The sequence below is a fragment of the Nocardioides sp. genome (assembly GCF_041393715.1).
Taxonomy (GTDB): Bacteria; Actinomycetota; Actinomycetes; order Propionibacteriales; family Nocardioidaceae; genus Nocardioides.
Window position 1 is genome coordinate 1 of record NZ_JAWKJQ010000009.1, and the last position, 18,852, is coordinate 18,852.

The following is an 18,852-nucleotide window of genomic DNA, read 5'->3' on the forward strand; positions in this document are numbered from 1 at the left end:
CGGACGACGTCGACCTTGTCGGCCGGCAGCACCTCGGCGACCACGTCCTCGATGCCGACCTCCGCCGCCACCGCTCGTGCGGCCCGTTGGTTGTCGCCGGTGAGCAGCAACGGGGTCAGCCCGAGCCCACGCAGCTCGCGGACCGCGTCGGCCGAGCTGGCCTTGACCGTGTCCGCGACCACCAACAGCCCTCGTGCCTCGCCGTCCCAGCCGATGGCGACGGCGGTCCGGCCGGTGGCCTCGGCGGCGTCGGCCGCCTGCTCGAGTCGCTCGGGCAGGTGCTGGGACCACTCGGCCAGCAGCCGCGGCCGGCCCACGACCACGGCATGCCCGTCGACGACCCCCTGCACGCCCAGCCCCTCGACGTTGGCGAACCCCTCGACCTCGGGGAGGTCGCCCTCCCAGCCCGCCACCACGGCCCGGGCGATGGGGTGCTCGGAGGCCGACTCGAGCGCAGCGGCCAGCCGTCGTACGTCGTCGGCGGGGACGCCGTCGGCGGCCACCACGTCGACGAGGGTCATCCGGCCCTCGGTGACCGTCCCGGTCTTGTCGAGCACCACGGTGTCGACCCGGCGAGTGGACTCGAGCACCTCGGGGCCGCGGATCAGGATGCCGAGCTGCGCGCCGCGGCCGGTGCCCACCATCAGCGCGGTGGGTGTCGCCAGGCCGAGGGCGCACGGGCAGGCGACGATCAGCACCGCCACCGCCGCGGAAAAGGCCATCGTCGCGCCCGACCCGGCGCCGAGCCAGAAGCCGAGAGTGGCCGCGGAGAGCCCGATCACCAGCGGCACGAAGACGCCCGAGACCCGGTCGGCCAGCCGCTGCACGTCGGCCTTGCCCTGCTGCGCCTCCTCGACCAGCCGGGCCATCTGGGCCAGCTGGGTATCGGCGCCGACCCGGGTGGCGCGGACCACCAGGCGGCCGCCGGCGTTGACCGTCGCACCGGTGACGGCCGCACCGGGGCCCACCTCGACCGGCACCGGCTCACCCGTGAGCATCGACGCGTCGACAGCGGAGGTGCCGCTCTCGACCACGCCGTCGGTGGCGACCTTCTCCCCGGGTCGCACCACGAAGAGGTCGCCGGCGACCAGCTCGTCGGCGGGGACGGAGGTCTCCACGCCGTCGCGGAGGACCGACACCTCCTTGGCGCCCAGCTCCAGCAGCGCCCGCAGGGCGGCACCGGCCCGACGCTTGGAGCGCTTCTCGAAGTAGCGACCGGCGAGCAGGAAGGTGGTGACGCCGGTGGCGGCCTCGAAGTAGACGTTGCCCAGGCCGTCGCTGCGCTGCACGGTGAGCTCGAACGGATGGACCATGCCGAGCTCGCCCGCGCTGCCGGCGGTCAGCGCGACCACCGACCAGACATAGGCCGCGGTCACGCCCATCGAGACCAGCGTGTCCATCGTCGTGGCGGCATGCCGCAGGTTGGTCCAGGCCGCGCGGTGGAACGGCCAGGCGGACCACACGACCACCGGCGTGGCCAGCGCGAGCGACAGCCACTGCCAGCCGGTGATCTGCCAGGCCGGCACCATCGCCATCACGATCACAGGCACGGTCAGCACCGCGGCGACCACGAGGCGGCGACGCAGCGCGACCAGCTCACGCTCGGCCGCGTCCCCGGCTCCGGGGTCGGGGTGGTCGGGGCGCACCGTGGCGGCGTACCCGGCCTGCTCGACGGTGGCGAGCAGATCCTCGGTGGAGACGCCGGCCGGCACGGTCACCGCCGCCTTCTCGGTGGCGTAGTTGACCGACGCGACCACGCCGTCCATCTTGTTGAGCTTGCGCTCGATCCGGTTGGCGCAGGAGGCACAGGTCATGCCGGTGATGTCGAGCTCGACCTGGCTCATCGGTGGTCCACGGGGAGTGAGGCGTCGTGGGGGTGCTCCGGGGCCGGGGACTGCTCCCATGCCGGGGCGACAGCCTTGCCGACCAGGAAGGCGACGACGAAGGCGGCCACCAGCGCGGCGAGGAAGTACAGCGCCCGCTCGACCTCGCTCATACCAGTGTGTAACCAGCCTCCGTCACGGCTTCTTCCACCTGCGCGCGCTCGAGGTCGCTGGCACTGGTCACGGTGACGATGCCCGAGTCGAGGACGACGTCGACCGACTCCACCCCCGGGATCTCGGAGATCTCCTCGGTGACCGAGGCGACACAGTGTCCACAGGTCATGCCGGTGACGGTCCAGGTGCTGGTGGCCATACGTCCACGATAGTCGCGCGCACCAGGGCCGACGGCGGGTGGGTACGGCGCATGCGGGCGCCGTGGGGCGAGCTGGGCTGCGAGCCTCAGTCGCCGCGACGCGGGTGGGGGACGACCCCCAGGATCCGGTCGATCTCCTCGAGCGACAGCCGGTCGTCGGACTCGGTGGCCGCGATGATGAGGTTGGTGGTGAGCTCCACCTCACCCAGGAGGTCACTGTCTTCCAGCGTGATGTCGAACTGGTCGTACAAGTCATCCACCTCCTCGTCGGTCATCTCTGGACACCCTTCTTCCAGCAGCGCCCCCCATGGACTTCATTATCCATCAAACAGCCTCGGAACCAACTGGTCCACTCGGGGCATTCCTGGACTAGTCATGCTGGCACGTTGGGGCCATTTCTGCTGCCACTTTCGCAACACGGATCACAAAAGGCAACGGAGCCCCACCCGTGTGGTAGGGCTCCGTCGAAGGTCTTGACGAGGCGTCGCGACACCGCCGTCAGGACGCGGTCACAGCGGCCGGACGTTCTCCGCCTGCGGACCCTTGGGGCCCTGCGTCACGTCGAACTCGACCTGCTGGTTCTCCTCCAGGGTCTTGTAGCCCTGGCTCTGGATGGCCGACCAGTGCACGAACACGTCGGCGCTGTCGTCCGCCTGGGAGATGAAGCCGAAGCCCTTCTCGGCGCTGAACCACTTCACGGTGCCCTGAGCCATGTTGCTCGTTACTCCTTCGTCGGGGCGTGAGCCGCCACCTCGACGGCCCGCATCAGATGCGGTGACACCGTCGCTCCGACTTGCGTGAGTGGTTGTCCCGTCGCAAGAAGAACCGCCGTTGGATCACAAACTCCGCGGGCGTCACACCTGCTGGAACTTGCACCTGTTGCTGATCCCGACACTACCAACTCCGAAGAGCGCGCCAAGTGACGACCGCGGATGTTCGCCATCTGGTCAGCCGGTGTTCCCGCGCCCCGGCGGACAGCGACATACTGAGCGCTCCTGTCCCGGAAGCGACGTCCCGGGCGCGGGGCCTCTAGCTCAATGGGCAGAGCTGCGGACTTTTAATCCGTTGGTTGTGGGTTCGAGTCCCACGGGGCCCACTCCGGCCCACACCCTGGCCCAGCCTGGACGTGACCCTCGGGCTGCACCCTGGGGCCGGTGTTGATCAGGCGGCGGAGCGCTTGCGCCACCACTGCCAGACCAGGGTGACGATCACGGCGCCGACGAGCGAGCCGATGATGCCGCTCGGCTTGAAGGCCAGCCCGTCCCCCGCCAGCAGGCTGACCAGCAGGCCGCCGACGAAGGACCCGGCGAGGCCGGAGCCGAAGGCCATCGGCCAGTCGATCGAGCGCGTCGAGCCACCGAGGAGCAGCTGCGCGCCGGCGCCGATGACCATGCCGAAGAGGATGATGCCGAGCAGGAGCATGGCCCGAGGATAGGGGACGCGGGCCCCTCCACGGGCACCGGGCCGCTGCTAGCCTGCGACCCGGCGAGAGCGGGTGAGGCGATGCGCACGGGCGTGAGAACCGTCGTCCTGGCGGTGGTGCTGGGCGCCGCCGTGGGTCTGTTCGCCGCGGTCTACCTGCTGGCCGTCCACGGGCTCGAGCATCTGCTGTGGGACGGTACGTCGCCCCGGCTGCTCGGCGGGGGACCGCTGGCGACCGTGCTCCTGTGTGTCGCGGGCGGGGTGCTGGTCGGCGCGATCAGGGTCCGCCACGACCACGAGCTCCCGCACGACATCGACGACGCGCTGCACGAGCTCGACGAGGCCGTGGACGACGACGAGCGCACGCCGCCACCCAGCGTCAACCACATCGCACGCTCCGCGCTGCTGGGCGTGGTCTCACTGGGGTTCGGCGCCTCGCTCGGCCCGGAGGCGCCGCTGCTGGTCGTCACGGTGGGCCTGGGGCAGCGGCTGGCGCGGATCCTGCATGCGACGCGGCAGGAGGCGGCGTACATCTCGGCCGCCGGCGCCCTCTCCGGTCTGTTCGGCGGGCCGCTCGGCTCGGTGGTGCTGCCGATCGAGGGGGGCCGCGCCAGCGCACGCAAGCTCTCGATGCTCCCCTTCGGCCTGATCGCCTCGGTCTCCGGGCTGTTCGCGCTGCTCCTGGCATTGCCCGGTGAGGGCGGCCACCGCTACCACCTGGCAACCGAGGTGGTGCCCCAGGAGCGCGAGCTCCTCGTGCAGCTGCTGTGGGCGACGTTGGCGGCGCTGCCGGCCGCCCTGGCCGGGCTCGCGCTGATGGCCGCCGCGGGTCCCGTCCGCCGGCTGGCCGAGCGCTGGCTGCGGTCCCCGGTGCTCCGGGCCGCCGCCGGCGGCCTGGTGCTCGGCCTGTGCGGCGCGGCGGCGCCCCTGACCCTCTTCTCCGGCCAGCACCAGGAGCAGCAGCTGATCGACGACCTCGCCGACTACACCGCCGTCGGGCTGCTGCTCCTGGTCGCCCTCAAGCTCGTGGCCACGCTCGCATGTCTGTCGACCGGGTGGTTCGGCGGTCAGATCTTCCCGGCCATCTTCGCCGGCTCGACGATGGCCCTGGTCCTGACCGCCGTCGCGGCGACGGCACCCGTCGGCGCCGTCGCCGCCGCGGGGGCAGCGGCCGCCACCGCGGCGATCCTGCGGCGTCCGCTGGCGTCGGTGCTGTTGCTGTTGTTCTACTTCCCGGGCGACGCGTTGGCCGCACTGACGGTCGGCGCGGCGGTCGCCATGCTGGTCGTCCACCTCCTCGGCGACCGGGCTCCCGCCTCGCAGAAGCTCGTGGGTGGCCACTGAGCGCCGCGGGGCGAGTTCTCCCAATCTCCTGCGAGAACCCTCGGCGCTCACCTAACTTCTAGACCATGAGCAGCCAACCGACGGGCGAGCAGCCGAACTCTGCGTTCGACCTGTTCGACCGGTGGATGTCCAACCGGGAGCCCATGGGCGCCACCCCGGACCCCGGTGCTGCCCCCGGCGAGGTGGTCATCTCCGACACGAAGGCGAGCCGTGAGGCCGCCCGTCGCCTGCTCGAAGCCGCTCAGCGGGGCGAGGAGCCGCCCCACCTGACCGTGGCCGAGCCCGAGCCGGCTGCGTACGCCGAGCCCGAGCCGGCCCCGGCCGCATACACCGCCCCCGAGCCGGTCGCCTACGCCCAGCCGGTCACCGACACCGAGCCGGTCGCTCACCCGGAGCCCGTCGCCATCTCCACCCCGGAGCCGGTGGCCTACGCCGAGCCCGAGCCGGCGGCCGCGCCGGCCCCGGTCGCCGGGAAGCGCCGCGCGGCGGTCCCCACCGACTACGTGCCCCAGATCCCCGCGATCGACCCGGCCGCGTTCGCCGAGGCCGAGCTGGCCACGGCCGCTGCCCCTTCGGCTGGGAAGCGACGCGCGGCGGTCCCCACCGACTACGTGCCCCAGATCCCCGCCATCGACCCGGCCGCCCTCGCCGCCGTCGAGCCCGACCCGGGCGTGGTCGCCCGGGAGGCGATGCCCACGCCCCCGCCGGCCTACCCCGTGGCCGCGCCGCCGGTCCTCGCGCCCGAGCCGGTCACCATGCCGCACGAGCCGGCCGACGTACAGCCGCCGGTGGCCGAGGCCCCCAGTCCTGCACCCGTGCTCCCGCCGCACCCGGTCGAGGCGCCGGCGACGGCCCTGTCGGCTCCGGTGAGCGAGCCCGTGGTGACGCCGCCCCCGGCCGTGGAGGCTCCCGCCGTCGAGGCCGTGGCCGTCGAGGCCGTCGAGGCCGTCGTGGAGGCCCCCGCGACCCAGTCACACGCCGCCCAGGCACCTGCCGCGCCGGCGCCCCACCCGCATCGCTTCCAGATGCCGGCCGAGGAGGACCCCGTCGTCGCCGCCCGCGCCGCCGGCCACACCTTCCAGCTCCCCGAGATCACCGAGCCCGAGCCCGAGCCCGACAACCCCTACGCCTCGATGTACGCCGACCCGGTCGCGGTCGCCGTGGCCGAGCCCGAGCCGGTCGAGGTGGCAGAGCCGGAGCCCGCGAAGAAGCGCGGTCGCCGCGGCCGCAAGGCCCGCGCCGAGCAGGCCGCGCCGGACGCCGGTGCGATGGTGCGCGAGCGGGCCCGCAAGCAGCGCAGCAACAAGATCCTCAGCCGGATCCGCCAGGCGCTCACCGCCGTCATGCTGACCGCGCTCGCCGGCGCGGGCGTGATGGGCTACTTCCTCTACCGGGGCGACGAGTGGGCGCTGCGGCCGACCGCGTCGCTGGCCGCGCTGACGGTCTTCCTGATGGCGGCGATGATCACCGCTCCCAACGAGGTCTGAGGCCTACTCCTCCGGCGGCCGGTCCCGGGCTCCCTGGGCAGCGTCGTACTCGCCCGGCGGCGACACCAGCGACGCCGCGCCGCCGTCGATCCGGGCCAGGGCCGCACGGCCGAAGATCTGCTGCTCGGTGGTGGTCCGCTCCGAGCGCCCCTTGCCCAGGAACGACACGATCCAGTGCAGGAGTGCCGTGACCCGGCTCTTGAACGCGGCGATGTAGAGCAGGTGGATGAACAGCCACAACAGCCACGCGAAGAACCCACTGAACCGGAAGCGACCGATCATCGCCACCGCCCGGAAGCGGGAGATGATCGCCATCGAGCCCTTGTCGACGTAGCGGAACGGCGGTGGCGGCTGCTTGCCGCGCACCCGGCGGTCGATCGACCGGGCGGCGTACCTCGCCGTCTGGATGGCCACCTGCGCCACTCCCGGCAGCCCGTCCAGGTCGATCATGTCGCCGACCACGTAGACCTCCGGGTGGCCGGGCAGCGTGAGGTCGGGCGCCACGGCGATCCGGCCCGCACGATCCAACGGAGCCCCCGTCTGCTCCGACAGGGACCGCGCCAGCGGAGAGGCCTGGACGCCGGCCGCCCACACCTTGGTCACGGCGGCGATCCGCTCGTGGCCGCCGTCCGCCGTGGTGAGCGTGAGGCCGCGCTCGTCGACCTGGGTCACCATGGTGCCGAGTCGCACCTCGACACCGAGCGCCTCCAGCGTGCGCCGGGCGCGGACACCGAGCTTCGCACCGAACGGCGGCAGCACCTGGTCGGCGGCGTCGACCAGGATCACCCGCGCCTGGCGGGTGTTGATGGCCCGGAAGTCACGCTTCAGCGTCCGGTGGGCCAGCTCGGCGATCTGGCCGGCCATCTCGACCCCGGTCGCCCCGGCGCCCACCACGACGAAGGTGAGCAGGTGGTCGACGTCGTCGCCGCGGCTGGCCCCGATCTCGGCGAGCTCGAAGGCCCCGAAGATCCGGCCCCTGAGCTCGAGCGCGTCGTCGATGCTCTTCATCCCCGGCGCGTGCTCGGCGAACTCGTCGTGGCCGAAGTAGGACTGAGTCGCCCCGGCGGCCACGACCAGCGAGTCGTACGCCGTGACCGTGGGCCGGCCGAGCACCTGCGAGGTGACGGTGCGAGCCGCCAGGTCCAGCGCGGTGACCTCGCCGAGCAGCACGGTCGCGTTGCGCTGGCGGCTGAGGATCTCTCGGGTCGGCGGGGCGATCTCGCCCTGCGACAGGATGCCCGTCGCGACCTGGTAGAGCAGCGGCTGGAAGAGGTGGTGGGTGGTGGCGGCCACCATCGTCACCCGCACCGGCGACCGGCGCAGCGCCTGGGTGCCGAAGAGACCGCCGAAGCCGGAGCCGACCACGACCACCCGGTGCTGGTCGGTCGGCGCTGTGGTCCTACCCATGCCTCCAGTGTCCCCAAGGAGACCCACGGGGAGAAACTGCGAAAAACTTCAACTTCTGTGTTTGGCTGGGAAGCAGCGCGGGTAGAACCACCTCGACACCCGTGACCCGAGGACCACCATGCCGCTGAGCCGCCCCGAGCTGACGCTCGGCGCCGACCCGCGGGCCGCCGCCGAGGCGCGCCGCTGGGTCACCTCGGCGTGCGAGGACCTCGGGCGGGCAGACCTCGTCGAGTGCGCCGAGCTGGGCGTCTCCGAGCTGGTCACCAACGCGCTGCTGCACGCCGGAGCCCCGATCCAGGTCCGGGTGCGCGGCACGCGTGAGCACCCCCGCATCGAGGTGGCCGACGGCTCCCACGAGCCTCCCGTGCTCACGGCCGACGCCGACGACGAGGACGAGCTGATGTTCACCTTCGGCCGCGGCCTGCAGATCGTGGCGCGCTGCTCGGAGAGCTGGGGGGCCGCGATCGAGCCCGACGGCAAGGTGGTCTGGTTCGAGCCGACCACCAGCCCGCACCAGGAGTCCGGTCCCGAGGGCTCGGTGTTCGACCTGTCCGACCTGCTGGTCGGGAGCGACACCGAGTCCGACCACGTGGCCGGAGTGTCGCTGCACAGCGTGCCGATCGCGCCGCTGTTGCTGCTGCGTCAGCACTACCAGGAGCTGCGCCGCGAGGTGCGGCTCCTGTCGCTGGCCCACGAGGACGAATACCCGCTCGCCAAGACGCTCACCGACGTCTTCTCCGCGTTCGACCGCGCCTACCCGCCGGCGGTCACCCACCAGGTGGCCACCGCGGTCGCCGAGGAGCGGACCACCGTCGACCTCGAGATCGCCCTCGACCCGACCCGCGTGGCGACCTTCGAGCAGATGATCACCCTGCTCGACCTCGCCGACGAGTTCTGTCACGGCGAGCGGCTGCTGGCACTGGCCCGCACCCCCGACCAGGCCGAGTTCCAGCGCTGGTTCCTCGGCGAGTTCGTCCGCCAGGCTCGCGGCGAGGACGCCCAGCCGTGGATGGGACCGTCGATGATCCCCACCCCCGCCGCCGACGATCACCAGCGGTCCGCCAAGATCGTGTCGTGACCCGGCCCGAGCTGACCGCGCGGCTGCTCGGGGCCGTGGCCCTCGGAGGCGCGCTCGGAGCCTTGGCCCGGTGGGGGATCTCCGCGCTGGTGCCCGACGGCGACGGCTTCCCCTGGACGACCTTCACGATCAACGTCGTGGGCTCCCTGCTCCTCGCGGCACTCCCCGCCGCGGCGGCGGTGCGGCACCGGCCGCTGCTGGCCGTCGGCCTCGGCCCGGGACTGCTCGGCGGCTTCACCACCCTGTCGGCGTACGCCGAGCAGGGCGGGTGCTGCTGTCCGACGGGCACCGCACGGAGGCCTGGGTCTACCTGCTGGGCACCCTCGCGGTCTGCGTCACCGCGGTCCATCTCGCGGGCAGCTGGTCGTCGGCGCAGGCCCAGGCGGAGTTCGAGGAAGAGGAGGGCGACGAGTGACCGCACTGCTGGTCGCCCTCGGCGCCGCCGTGGGTGCGCCGACCCGGTTCCTGGTGGGTCATCTGCTCGACCACCACCGGTTCGCGTTCGGCACCCTCCTGGTCAACATCGTCGGCTCGACGCTGCTCGGCGCGTTCGCCGGGTGGGGGATGACCGGACACGACCTCGCCCTGCTCGGCGTCGGCTTCTGCGGAGGGCTGACGACCTACTCCGCGTTCGCCGTGCGCACCCACGAGAAGGGCTGGGCGCGGGGCAGCCTCTACGCCGCGCTCACCGTCCTGCTGTCACTGGCCGGCTGCGCCCTCGGCTTCGCGCTCACCAGCTGACGCTCACCCGTAGCCGAGGCCGTGCAGGCGCTCGTCGTCGATCCCGAAGTGGTGCGCCACCTCGTGCACGACGGTGATCCGCACCTCCTCCTCGAGCTCCTCCAGCGAGTCGCACAGGTCGAGCAACGGCCCGCGGAAGATCAGGATCCGGTCGGGCAGCTCACCTGCCATCCACCCCTCGCGCTCGGTGAGCGCGACCCCGTCGTAGAGCCCCAGCAGGTCGGGATCGTCGGGCGGCGGCTCGTCCTCCACGAGCACCACCACGTTGTGCACGAGCGCGGCGATCTCGTCGGGGATCTCGTCGAGGGCGCGGTCGACCAGCGCCTCGAAGGCGGCGCGGTCGAGCTCCACGGGCATGACCCGAGCCTAGGCCGTGGCGCCACGGCCCCTCGCGAAGAAGAACGCCCACACCGCAGATCAGAGGGGTTGTGGCGGTGTTGGACTTTGGCAGCCGCCATCGACCGCTGGTGGCGCTGTGACGGGACGCGGTTTGCAGTGATCTTCCGACGCGCTCGGAATTCGAACAACCACGTCGAGCCCCACGGCACGCGAGAACCTCCATCTGACCCACCACGCGACACGGAGCGCCCCACAAGCCGATGGTCACGCGGAGCGTGCCGGTGCGGGATGGTCGCGCACCGGGAACTCCGTGTGACCGGGGTGGCGTCACGAGCTCAGAAACGTGGTGACCGCGGTCGCCCACTGGTGGGTCTGGTCGAAGTGCGCCATGTGGCCGGCATCCTCCACCACCACCAACTGTGTCTCGGGCACGTCGCTATGCAGGCGGTGGGCGACCTCGACGGGGAAGGACATGTCCTGGGCACCGTGGAGCACGAGGATCGGCGCATCGAATCGGCGCAGGGTCTCGGCTGGGTCCGGTGGACGCCAGGGGTGTAGTCGCCCAGTTCGGAAGGGTCCGATCCAGTCTCCGCTGAAGCGAACGTCTGCGAGGAGCTCGAGGTATTCGTCGAGGCGGTCCAGAGTCCAGATGCTGGTGGAGGCACCCGAGACCGCCCAGTCAATGGTTTGCTCGCGATCAGTTCGTGGTGAGTCCTGGGCGAACCTGGCCCACGATGGCCAGCGGGTCGGCATCGCCAGCCTGCGGTCTCGTTCGGCCCACCCACGCAGGTGCTGCTCGAAGTCCCCATAGGCAGTCGTGGAGGCGAGCACCACACGACGCACCTGCGACGGATGGGCGTCGACGAGGAGTTGGGCGATCTGGCCGCCGGTGGAAAAGCCGAGAACGTCTACCTGCTCGTGGTTGAGCCAAGTGATCAACCGCGAGACGTCCTCCACGGCCAGCTCTGGTTGGTAGCGCTCCGGCGAGAGGCCACGTGAGCTGCGCCCGCAGCCACGAAGGTCGAACGCCACCACATGGCGACGCTGCGCGACCTGCTTGAGTGCCGGCAGCAGGTAGGAGTGATCCCAGTCCGGGCCGCCGTGAATCACGACCAGCGGAGGATCACCGGCGTTCTCATGACCAAGCTCTCGGACGAAGAGGTCGACCTCGCCGATCCGGGCAACTCTTACACGATCCACTCTGTCGTCTCTCTCTCGCCGGCCAGCCGACGATGCCGAGCGATCTCGCGTGACCATCCCTTTGTGGACACCCGATCGCCGGCTTCGACAACTCGGCTGGTCGACCGAATCACCCCCGGCATCGACTGCCCGGATCAGATCCGGGCGCAACGCATGGGAGCATTGCGGGCATGTTCACCCGGCGGCCGTCACCCCAGGACCGTGCGGCTATGGACGCCTGCGCCACCCTGTGCGCAAGGGCTCTGATGACCATTCGCACCTCCGCATTCCTGAGGAGGCCCGTCGACGCACCTGACGACTTCGAGGGTGACTATGTTGAATGGATCCGGCTGCTTGCCGACGCGTGTGATGGCCTCGCAGCGGTGCACCGGGAACCTGTGAGCGCGGCCGACGTGCTTGCCTATAGACGGTCCGTTTGGGAGCCGACCCAGCGCGAGTGGGCCGAGCATGTGTTGAACCGACCCCAGCCCGCGTAGGTGCAAGGCGTCCGAACAGCGGCTGCAGATCAGGGCATGGGTGAGGGGCGTCCGGACCCGGCACACGCGGTACCCGACGGGCGAGGCGGCTACGGTCGCCCAACTCTGCCGCAGTGGCGCGGGCAGGGCGGATCGATGCGACGCTGGGGTTGTGAGGCAGACGATCGAAGAGGCTCGACCGGCGAGCACACGGATGCTGGCCCCGTATCTGCGCCACTTTGGAGCCTGAAGTCGGCATGGCAATGCTCCTTGGAGCTGGCACACGATCGTCGAGTCCTGCTACATCATGGCGACCACTACCGACCTGCCTCTGGGCGACGCCAAGATAATTGCCACGAGGCTCTCTGGGGCCGAGCCAGCGGTCAGCCCAGAGACCGAGGCCGCGCTTCGTCGCCACATGGACGGCGACGACCACTGACTTGCCGAGGGCCGGTCTTCGCACTCGGATCTGCCGCAGATGGACCGTCTGAGTCGGTGGGATCTCGAGGTCGTAGACCAGCACTACCGCCCGGGCGAGTTCGAGCTCTTGGTCGGCGTGGAGGTAGCCGACGGTGCGTCGAGTAGCTCAGCGGGCACGGTTGATGACGTTGTCGAGGGCCACCACGCAGTCGTGATCCAGGCCGTTGTCGGGCCCCACGCGCAGCTCGCTGGACAGGCCCGATGGTGGTGGTGATGGGGGCCACGGTGACCTTGGTCATCGCCGCCCGCGCGACCTCGCGGGTCAGGACCAGGTCGGGTCTTGTCGAGCCGGACCAGACAGATCTCCCGCACCCGGGCTCAGTCCTCGACGTCGAGGTGGCTGCTGCTCCACTGCACGAGCTCGTCGAGGTCGTCGGCGGCGCCGTGCTCGCCCAGCAGTTGGGCGTCCTGCTCGGCGGCTCGGCGACGCATCTCCCCGCTCGACCGCGGTGGCGACCAGCGCGGCCCGGCTCGGAGCTTTGCCCGTGGCCACGACCCGGTCGAGGTAGGCGACCATCTCGTCGGAGACGGACCGCGATCTGGGTGCTCATGCCCGCATTCTACTCCCGTTGCATCCCGTTCCGGGATGCAACGAGGTGACGATGTCGTTGACGGCGAAGGCGACCCGGTGGCGGACTCGAGGGATGAGTGAATGGCCATCACCTCCGACGAGATCGAGCATGTCCATGACCCAGCCGCCTGTGGCGGGCGGTCGCGCGTTCCTGGCCCGCTACAAGAGGCCAGAGCCCGCATCCATGTCGAGTCCGACCTCCGCGGCTACCTGGCCTGGTGCCACGACCGGCGCCTCGACCCGCTGGCTGTCGAGCGGGTGCATGTGGAGCTGTTCTTGCGGTGGATGCCAGGAGGTCCGCCGCTGCCTCAAGCCCTCCACCGTGTCGCGACGACTCTCGGTGATCGGGGTTCTACCGCACCTGCGTCATCGACGCCGTCATCCCCACCTCGCCAGTCGAGCACGTCCGCCGACCACGGGTCCCGGCCGAGTCACCCACCCTGGGACTGACCCACCTGCAGTTCGAGGCCCTGCTGCCGCGGCCCGCGACTCCGACCAATCCCCACGACTACGCCTGGTCGCGATGCTCGGTCTGCTCGGACTGCGGGTCTTCGAGGCCACCGGGGCCAACATCACCGACCTGACCGAGATCCGCACGGCCACCGCGTCCTGCACGTCCACGGCAAGGGCGACAAGATCGTCGACGTCCCCCTCCCCACCGCCTTCGGACGTGCCATCGACCGAGCCGTCGCCGGCCGCACCGGAGGCCCGATCCTCCCGTACCCGCACCGGCAACGGATGTGGACCGGCACTGCGCCACCCGACGACTACAAGCCCTCGCGAGAACCGCCGGCGTGACCGGGTCCGGATGCGTTCCCCCACATGCTCCGCCACACCTACGTCACCACCATGCTCGACGCCGGGTGGACCTGCGCGACGTCCAGATCGCGACCCGGCACGCCGATCCGCGCACCACGATGCGCTACGACCGAGCCACCAACAACCTCGACCGGCACGCCAACTACATCGCCGCCTTCATGGCAGCCAGCACCTGATGGGCCAGACAACGCGACCGTCGGAAGTCAGCGGCGGCGGAAGGCTCCCGCTCCCACCAGTCGATCACGGGCCCTTCAGCGATCAGAGCTGCGGTCGAGATGACCTCGCTGGCGTTGCAGAACGTCCACAGCTTCTTCGCCGCCCACCCGTACTGGAACAGCTCCCGCGTCGGCATCGAAGGCATCCAACTCGCCGGCGGAACCTCCTGATCGCCTCACCGGCACGGATCACCATGAGCTTAGCTGCTCTCGTGATAGGCACCGATCCGCTCAACGGCCTCCACGCGCTCCGACTTTCCCGCCATGCCTCGCGACGCTACCCAGACGACGGCCTCCGTCGTCGTCCCGACTGAAACATCCGATCTGCGGCATGAGCGTGCACTTCACGCCATGATGTGCGCGTGACAGACCACTCCGCAATGGAGGCTTACCTCGGCAGAGTCCACGGGCTCCGCATCGCGCTGGCAGACCTGTTGCCCTCGGGAGCGTTCGCCCAGGCCGACTCATTGATCGAGCACGGTGAACCCGCTGAGGGGGTCTGCTACCTCGGGTGGGCTCTTCACAACGCGGGGTGCAGGCACCCGACTGGGCTGTTCGGGATGTTCAGGAACTGACCGCTGGACTCGTAGATCCGGAGGACCTGCCGCCGGAGTTCCGGCCCACGCAATGAGGCCAGTGGCTCGCACGCTCATCGGCAGATCCGGGCAGTCGATGCCGGGGTGATTCGGTCGACCAGCCGAGTTGTCCGGGCCGGCGACCGGGGTGTCACAAGCCGATCGGCTTGTGGGCGCGCACGGGATGCGGCTGTAGATGAGTCTGTCTACAAAGGGTAGGCTGGGCGCATGGCCGAGACCACGACGATTCGCATTAGCAGAGACACCCACACGCGAGTGACGCGATTGGCGGCCGAACGCCACGAGACGATCGATGAGACCGTCAGCAGTGCGATCCGGGCACTTCGTCAAGATGCCATGGCGCGCGACCTTGCGGCGGATCTCAACGACGAAGAGACGGCTTGGCTGGATGCTGAAACCGGGTGACATCGTCGAGCTCGATCTCGGGATGCCAGTAGGGAGCGAAGCCGGACTCCGTCGGCCCGCCATCGTGGTCACAGCGGGGCGGGTTCTTCGTGGGAGACCGAACGTCGTTCAAGTCGTGCCACTCACTCGAACCATGCGGCGGAGTGCCACCGAAGTCATCATCGACCCGGACGAGGAAAACCGTCTCGCGGCATCCTCGTCCGCGCAGTGCCAGCACCTGCGCTCCGTCGCCACGACACGCGTGCAGGAGTGCACTGGCAACGTAGGCCTAGTCGTGCTCGGGGAGGTCCGCGAAACGATCGCCCTGCTCCTGGATCTGTAGCCCTCAACCCAGATGGGGATCCCAATTCGGCGCGGGGTTCTCTCAGTGCTCAGAGTTCATGCCATTCCCCCGACCTGTCTCAACCGAAGTCGCAGCAACGCGCGCTCGTGCCCCAGACAACTGCTCGCGCTGCTATCGGGGCCCTGGTTTCGGATCTGCGTCAATTCCCGCCGTTCGGTGAAAGCAAACAGCCCCTGGCGCTGCGTTTCCGCAGGCCAGAGGCTGTTCCTTGCTGGCGACCCCGACGGGACTCGAACCCGCGGCCTCCGCCGTGACAGGGCGGCGCGCTAACCAACTGCGCTACGGGGCCTGGCGGCCTCATCAACGAGGCAGCGTGACTCTATCCCATCCGGTGGCGCCCAACCCAATCGAGGCCGCGACCAGCGCGGATGCGGCACACCCGGCCACGCCGACCCCTATTCTGTGGACGGCGACCGCCTCGCCCGCCCGGCGGGTCGGCGCTCGGCGAAGGTCACGGACGGGCACGGCCGGAGGCGCGGTGGAGAGCGGTCAGGACCACTCACACCGGTCCGCCGCGCCCACGAACGGGGCCGCCCACCGTCGCGGTCGATCGTCTCCACACCCCGCCGGGCCGCATCGCCGCCGCGGACGACGGCGGCTGTTCCGCCGGGCTCGGAGCGTGCCCGGCGCGCTCGCGGTCACCCTGCTCGGCGCGCTGCTCCCCGGAGCCGGCTCCCTCTGGAGCCGGCGACGGGCCGGGTTGGTCATCCTCGCGGTGAGCCTGACCGCCGCGGCGCTCCTGGCGCTGCGACTGCGGGACACCCAGGCACTGCTGGAGTTCGCCTTCGACCCCACGCGACTGCGCTGGGCCGCCGCGCTGATCGGCCTCGGCTTCGTCCTCTGGGCGTTCGTCGTGGTGACCACCTATCTGATGGTCCGTCCGGTCCGGCGTACGCCGGCCAGGGCGGCCGGCCTCGCCTGCGTGATCGCGGTCGTGCTGGCCACCGCGGTGCCGATCGTGCAGGGCACCCGCTCCGCCACCGCCCAGGCCGACCTGGTCAGCACCGTGTTCGGCGGCACCGAGCAGACCGCCACCGCACCGCGGGACGTGTCCAGGGAGGACCCCTGGGGCGGCCGGGACCGCCTCGGCATCCTCGTGCTCGGCGGCGACGGCGGCGAGGGGCGCACCGGGGTGCGCACCGACACGGTGATCCTGCTCAGCGTCGACACCCACTCGGGCCAGGCGGTGATGTTCAGCCTGCCCCGCAACCTCCAGCACGCGCGCTTCCCCGAGGCCAGCCCCCTGCACGCGCTCTATCCCGACGGCTTCGGCGGGTCCGGCGACGTCGGCAACTGGCTGCTCAACGCCGTCTATCGCGAGGTGCCGCTGCTGCACCCCGGCATCCTCGGCGAGTCCAACAACGAGGGCGCCGACGCGATCAAGCAGGCCGTCCGGGCCACCCTCGGCACCCGCGTCGACTACTACGTCCTGGTCAACCTGGCCGGCTTCAAGGAGATCGTCGACGCCATGGGCGGGGTCACGGTCAACATCAACACCCCCGTGGCGATCGGCGGCGACACCGACCGCGGCATCCCACCCGACGACTACCTGCAGCCGGGCCCGGACCAGCACCTCGACGGCTTCCAGGCACTGTGGTTCACCCGCGGCCGGTGGGGCTCCGACGACTACCAGCGCATGCTGCGGCAGCGCTGCATGGTGCAGGCCCTGGTCGACCGGGCCAAGCCGGTCAACCTGCTGCAGCACTACCAGGCGCTGGCCGCGGCCGGCAAAGAGGTCGTCTACACCGACATCCCCCGCGAGCTGATGCCCGCGTTCGTCGACCTCGGCCTCCGGATGAAGGAGCACCAGCTGCGGTCGGTCGCGTTCACCCCGTCGGCCGACTTCGCCCCGGCCGCTCCCGACGTCGCGTGGATGCAGTCGGTGGTCGACCGGGCGATCGACCGGTCGATGGCTCCCCGGAGGTCCGGCTCGGGCGGGCGGTCCGCGGGCACGTCGTCCGAGGACCCCTCGGTCGAGGACCCCTCGGTCCAGGACCCGGGCGACAGCGTCAAGGTGGCCAACACCTGCGAGTACCGGCCCGCCGGGTGAGCCGTGGGGCGAGGGTCAGCCCTCGTAGGCGCCGTACGCCGACACGAAGGGGCGGTCGCTGGGCACGATCTCCTTGCCGAGGGGCGCCAGCGTGACCGGGATGACCTTGAGGTTGGCGATCGCCAGCGGGATGCCGACGATCGTCAGCGCCTGGGCGACCGCCGTCGTGACGTGGGCGATCACCAGCCAGATGCCGGCGACCAGGATCCAGATGATGTTGCCGAGCAGTGACCCGACGCCGGCCGTCGGCTTGCTGACGATGGTGCGGCCGAACGGCCACAGCACGAACCCGGCGATCCGGAACGACGCGATCCCCCACGGGATCGTGATGATCAGCACGAAGCAGATCAGACCGGCCACGGCATAGCCCAGCGCCAGCCAGAAGCCGCCGAAGACCAGCCAGATCACGTTGAGCAGCAGCCGCAGCAGTCCCATGCCCCCATCATGACCGGTCACCGGTCACCGGTCGCCGCCTGGTCGTCGCCACTACCCTGGCCTGGTGGTCGGCGTGCTGACGGACCTGGTCGAGGTCCCCGCGGGCACCTTCACCATGGGCGCCACCGAGTTCTACGCCGACGAGGCACCGCGGCGCGAGGTCGACGTGCGGGCCTTCCGCCTCGAGCGGCATCCGGTGACCAACCGGCAGTTCGCGGCCTTCGTGCGCGAGACCGGCTACGTCACGCTCGCCGAGCAGCAGCCCGACCCGGCCGACTTCCCCGGCGCCGACCCGGCCGACGTGGTGCCGGGCGGCCTGGTCTTCACCCCCACCGACGGACCGGTGCCGCTGCATGACTGGTCGCGGTGGTGGCGGTGGCAGCCGGGTGCCTGCTGGCGCGCGCCGGCCGGCCCGGGCAGCGACCTGGACGGCCGCGACGACCATCCGGTGGTGCAGGTGGCCTACGCCGACGCGCAGGCCTACGCCGCCTGGGCCGGGCGCGAGCTCCCCACCGAGGCCGAGCACGAGTACGCCGCCCGCGGCGGCCTCCCCGCGACGACGTACGCCTGGGGCGACGAGGCGCGCCCCGAGGGTCGGCTGATGGCCAACACCTGGCAGGGCCGCTTCCCCTACCTCAACACCGGGGCGGCGGGCTGGTCCGGCACCTCCCCCGTGGGCTCCTTCCCGGCCAACGGCTACGGGCTGGTCGACATGATCGGCAACGTCTGGGAGTGGACCACGACGCTCTACGCCCTGGGCGCCGACCGGGACGCCGCCGATGCGCTGGCCCGCGGCGAGGACGTGGCGGTCGCCACCGCCGGGACCGGGTCCTGCTGCGCCCCGGCGCGCGCCGACGTCGGCAGGCTCGACGAGGCGTCCCTGGCGCGGGCCAGCGCGGCTCCCGGGGAGCGGCACCCCGGCGCGTCCTCAAGGGCGGCTCCCACCTGTGCGCCCCGGAGTACTGCCTGCGCTACCGCCCCGCCGCCCGGTCACCGCAGTCGGAGGACTCCGCCACCACGCACACCGGCTTCCGCTGCGTCGTCCGCGCTGAACCCCTCGGCGGCGCAGGCCGCGGATCGGCCGAGCCTGCCGCACCCCCAACGGGATTCGAACCCGTGCTACCGCCGTGAAAGGGCGGGGTCCTAGGCCGCTAGACGATGGGGGCCTGCCGCGGGCGGCGTACGCCGGAGCCGCGGCCGCACCAGCATAGGACCCAGTCGGCGGGCCGACCCAAATGGCTCGAGGCCGGCGGATCGGGGACCCGATCC

At 71.2% G+C, this 18,852-nt stretch carries 20 protein-coding genes, 3 tRNA genes and 2 pseudogenes; 13 read left to right on the forward strand and 12 right to left on the reverse strand.

The features are described 5' to 3' along the window. The 5 genes from R2740_RS14505 to R2740_RS14525 form a co-directional block, all read right to left on the reverse strand. The coding region (locus R2740_RS14505) for a heavy metal translocating P-type ATPase (protein WP_371303407.1) at positions 1 to 1,844 on the reverse strand (1,844 nt) is incomplete at its 3' end. Continuing rightward, a complete protein-coding gene (locus tag R2740_RS14510) occupies positions 1,841 to 1,996 on the reverse strand; it encodes a hypothetical protein (protein ID WP_371303408.1) in 156 nt (51 codons plus the stop codon). The genes R2740_RS14510 and R2740_RS14505, both read right to left, overlap by 4 nt. Beyond that, positions 1,993 to 2,196, reverse strand: coding sequence for a heavy-metal-associated domain-containing protein (locus R2740_RS14515; RefSeq protein WP_371303409.1), 204 nt, complete (start codon positions 2,194 to 2,196; stop codon positions 1,993 to 1,995). The genes R2740_RS14510 and R2740_RS14515 overlap by 4 nt, the downstream gene beginning before the upstream one ends. A gap of 86 nt (positions 2,197 to 2,282) precedes the next feature. After that, complete coding sequence (locus R2740_RS14520) at positions 2,283 to 2,471, reverse strand: hypothetical protein (protein WP_371303410.1); 189 nt, start codon at positions 2,469 to 2,471, stop codon at positions 2,283 to 2,285. A 234-nt stretch (positions 2,472 to 2,705) separates the two neighbouring features. Beyond that, entirely contained in the window at positions 2,706 to 2,909 is a 204-nt protein-coding gene (locus R2740_RS14525) for a cold-shock protein (RefSeq protein ID WP_371303411.1), read from the reverse strand. A 310-nt stretch (positions 2,910 to 3,219) separates the two neighbouring features. Between R2740_RS14525 and R2740_RS14530 the strand changes: the two genes are divergently transcribed. Beyond that, positions 3,220 to 3,292, forward strand: a tRNA-Lys gene (locus R2740_RS14530). 65 nt (positions 3,293 to 3,357) lie between these two features. Here the strand turns inward: R2740_RS14530 and R2740_RS14535 are convergent. Further along, on the reverse strand, positions 3,358 to 3,618 hold the full coding sequence (locus R2740_RS14535; RefSeq protein ID WP_371303412.1) for a GlsB/YeaQ/YmgE family stress response membrane protein: 261 nt from the start codon (positions 3,616 to 3,618) through the stop codon (positions 3,358 to 3,360). A 93-nt stretch (positions 3,619 to 3,711) separates the two neighbouring features. Between R2740_RS14535 and R2740_RS14540 the strand changes: the two genes are divergently transcribed. Both R2740_RS14540 and R2740_RS14545 read left to right on the forward strand, forming a co-directional pair. Beyond that, positions 3,712 to 4,962, forward strand: a complete 1,251-nt coding sequence (locus R2740_RS14540; RefSeq protein ID WP_371303413.1) for a chloride channel protein — start codon at positions 3,712 to 3,714, stop codon at positions 4,960 to 4,962. Positions 4,963 to 5,027: 65 nt separating this feature from the next. Continuing rightward, positions 5,028 to 6,449: a hypothetical protein gene (locus R2740_RS14545; protein WP_371303414.1), complete on the forward strand. Its 1,422-nt coding sequence runs from the start codon at positions 5,028 to 5,030 to the stop codon at positions 6,447 to 6,449. 3 nt (positions 6,450 to 6,452) lie between these two features. On the opposite strand, the gene R2740_RS14550 is transcribed toward R2740_RS14545, so the two are convergent. Next, on the reverse strand, positions 6,453 to 7,856 hold the full coding sequence (locus tag R2740_RS14550) for an NAD(P)/FAD-dependent oxidoreductase (RefSeq protein ID WP_371303415.1): 1,404 nt from the start codon (positions 7,854 to 7,856) through the stop codon (positions 6,453 to 6,455). Positions 7,857 to 7,974: 118 nt separating this feature from the next. On the opposite strand from R2740_RS14550, the gene R2740_RS14555 reads away from it, so the two are divergent. From R2740_RS14555 to R2740_RS14570, 4 genes and pseudogenes are all read left to right on the forward strand, one after another. Further along, positions 7,975 to 8,934, forward strand: coding sequence for an ATP-binding protein (locus tag R2740_RS14555; RefSeq protein ID WP_371303416.1), 960 nt, complete (start codon positions 7,975 to 7,977; stop codon positions 8,932 to 8,934). Between the two features lie 35 nt (positions 8,935 to 8,969). Beyond that, positions 8,970 to 9,179: pseudogene (locus R2740_RS14560) on the forward strand (CrcB family protein); the annotation flags it as partial. 23 nt (positions 9,180 to 9,202) lie between these two features. Further along, positions 9,203 to 9,349, forward strand: a complete 147-nt coding sequence (locus R2740_RS14565) for a hypothetical protein (RefSeq protein ID WP_371303417.1) — start codon at positions 9,203 to 9,205, stop codon at positions 9,347 to 9,349. After that, on the forward strand, positions 9,346 to 9,675 hold the full coding sequence (locus tag R2740_RS14570) for a CrcB family protein (protein WP_371303418.1): 330 nt from the start codon (positions 9,346 to 9,348) through the stop codon (positions 9,673 to 9,675). The genes R2740_RS14565 and R2740_RS14570 overlap by 4 nt, the downstream gene beginning before the upstream one ends. A gap of 3 nt (positions 9,676 to 9,678) precedes the next feature. Here R2740_RS14570 and R2740_RS14575 read toward each other — a convergent pair whose 3' ends face one another. Together R2740_RS14575 and R2740_RS14580 are read right to left on the reverse strand one after the other, a co-directional pair. Next, positions 9,679 to 10,032, reverse strand: coding sequence for a metallopeptidase family protein (locus tag R2740_RS14575; RefSeq protein WP_371303419.1), 354 nt, complete (start codon positions 10,030 to 10,032; stop codon positions 9,679 to 9,681). A gap of 309 nt (positions 10,033 to 10,341) precedes the next feature. Then, positions 10,342 to 11,214: an alpha/beta fold hydrolase gene (locus tag R2740_RS14580; RefSeq protein WP_371303420.1), complete on the reverse strand. Its 873-nt coding sequence runs from the start codon at positions 11,212 to 11,214 to the stop codon at positions 10,342 to 10,344. Positions 11,215 to 13,583: 2,369 nt separating this feature from the next. Between R2740_RS14580 and R2740_RS14585 the strand changes: the two genes are divergently transcribed. The 3 genes from R2740_RS14585 (at position 13,584) to R2740_RS14595 (ending at position 15,077) form a co-directional block, all read left to right on the forward strand. Beyond that, positions 13,584 to 13,715, forward strand: a complete 132-nt coding sequence (locus tag R2740_RS14585) for a hypothetical protein (RefSeq protein ID WP_371303421.1) — start codon at positions 13,584 to 13,586, stop codon at positions 13,713 to 13,715. 842 nt (positions 13,716 to 14,557) lie between these two features. Continuing rightward, positions 14,558 to 14,755 carry a hypothetical protein gene (locus R2740_RS14590; RefSeq protein ID WP_371303422.1) on the forward strand — a complete coding sequence of 66 codons (198 nt, stop codon included), beginning with the start codon at positions 14,558 to 14,560 and terminating at the stop codon, positions 14,753 to 14,755. Between the two features lie 22 nt (positions 14,756 to 14,777). After that, positions 14,778 to 15,077: a type II toxin-antitoxin system PemK/MazF family toxin gene (locus R2740_RS14595; protein ID WP_371303538.1), complete on the forward strand. Its 300-nt coding sequence runs from the start codon at positions 14,778 to 14,780 to the stop codon at positions 15,075 to 15,077. Positions 15,078 to 15,310: 233 nt separating this feature from the next. Here the strand turns inward: R2740_RS14595 and R2740_RS14600 are convergent. Continuing rightward, positions 15,311 to 15,387 (reverse strand) — tRNA-Asp (locus tag R2740_RS14600). 330 nt (positions 15,388 to 15,717) lie between these two features. On the opposite strand from R2740_RS14600, the gene R2740_RS14605 reads away from it, so the two are divergent. Beyond that, entirely contained in the window at positions 15,718 to 17,148 is a 1,431-nt protein-coding gene (locus R2740_RS14605) for an LCP family protein (RefSeq protein ID WP_371303423.1), read from the forward strand. Between the two features lie 15 nt (positions 17,149 to 17,163). Here R2740_RS14605 and R2740_RS14610 read toward each other — a convergent pair whose 3' ends face one another. Continuing rightward, on the reverse strand, positions 17,164 to 17,583 hold the full coding sequence (locus R2740_RS14610) for a YccF domain-containing protein (RefSeq protein ID WP_371303424.1): 420 nt from the start codon (positions 17,581 to 17,583) through the stop codon (positions 17,164 to 17,166). 115 nt (positions 17,584 to 17,698) lie between these two features. On the opposite strand from R2740_RS14610, the pseudogene R2740_RS14615 reads away from it, so the two are divergent. Together R2740_RS14615 and R2740_RS14620 are read left to right on the forward strand one after the other, a co-directional pair. Next, positions 17,699 to 18,316, forward strand: a pseudogene (locus tag R2740_RS14615) (SUMF1/EgtB/PvdO family nonheme iron enzyme); the annotation flags it as partial. Then, the gene (locus R2740_RS14620) at positions 18,316 to 18,714 is read left to right on the forward strand and encodes an SUMF1/EgtB/PvdO family nonheme iron enzyme (RefSeq protein WP_371303539.1); all 399 of its coding nucleotides are present in this window, start codon (positions 18,316 to 18,318) and stop codon (positions 18,712 to 18,714) included. The pseudogene R2740_RS14615 and the gene R2740_RS14620, both read left to right, overlap by 1 nt. On the opposite strand, the gene R2740_RS14625 is transcribed toward R2740_RS14620, so the two are convergent. Next, positions 18,677 to 18,749 (reverse strand) — tRNA-Glu (locus R2740_RS14625). The genes R2740_RS14620 and R2740_RS14625 overlap by 38 nt on opposite strands. Between the last annotated feature and the right edge of the window lie 103 nt (positions 18,750 to 18,852).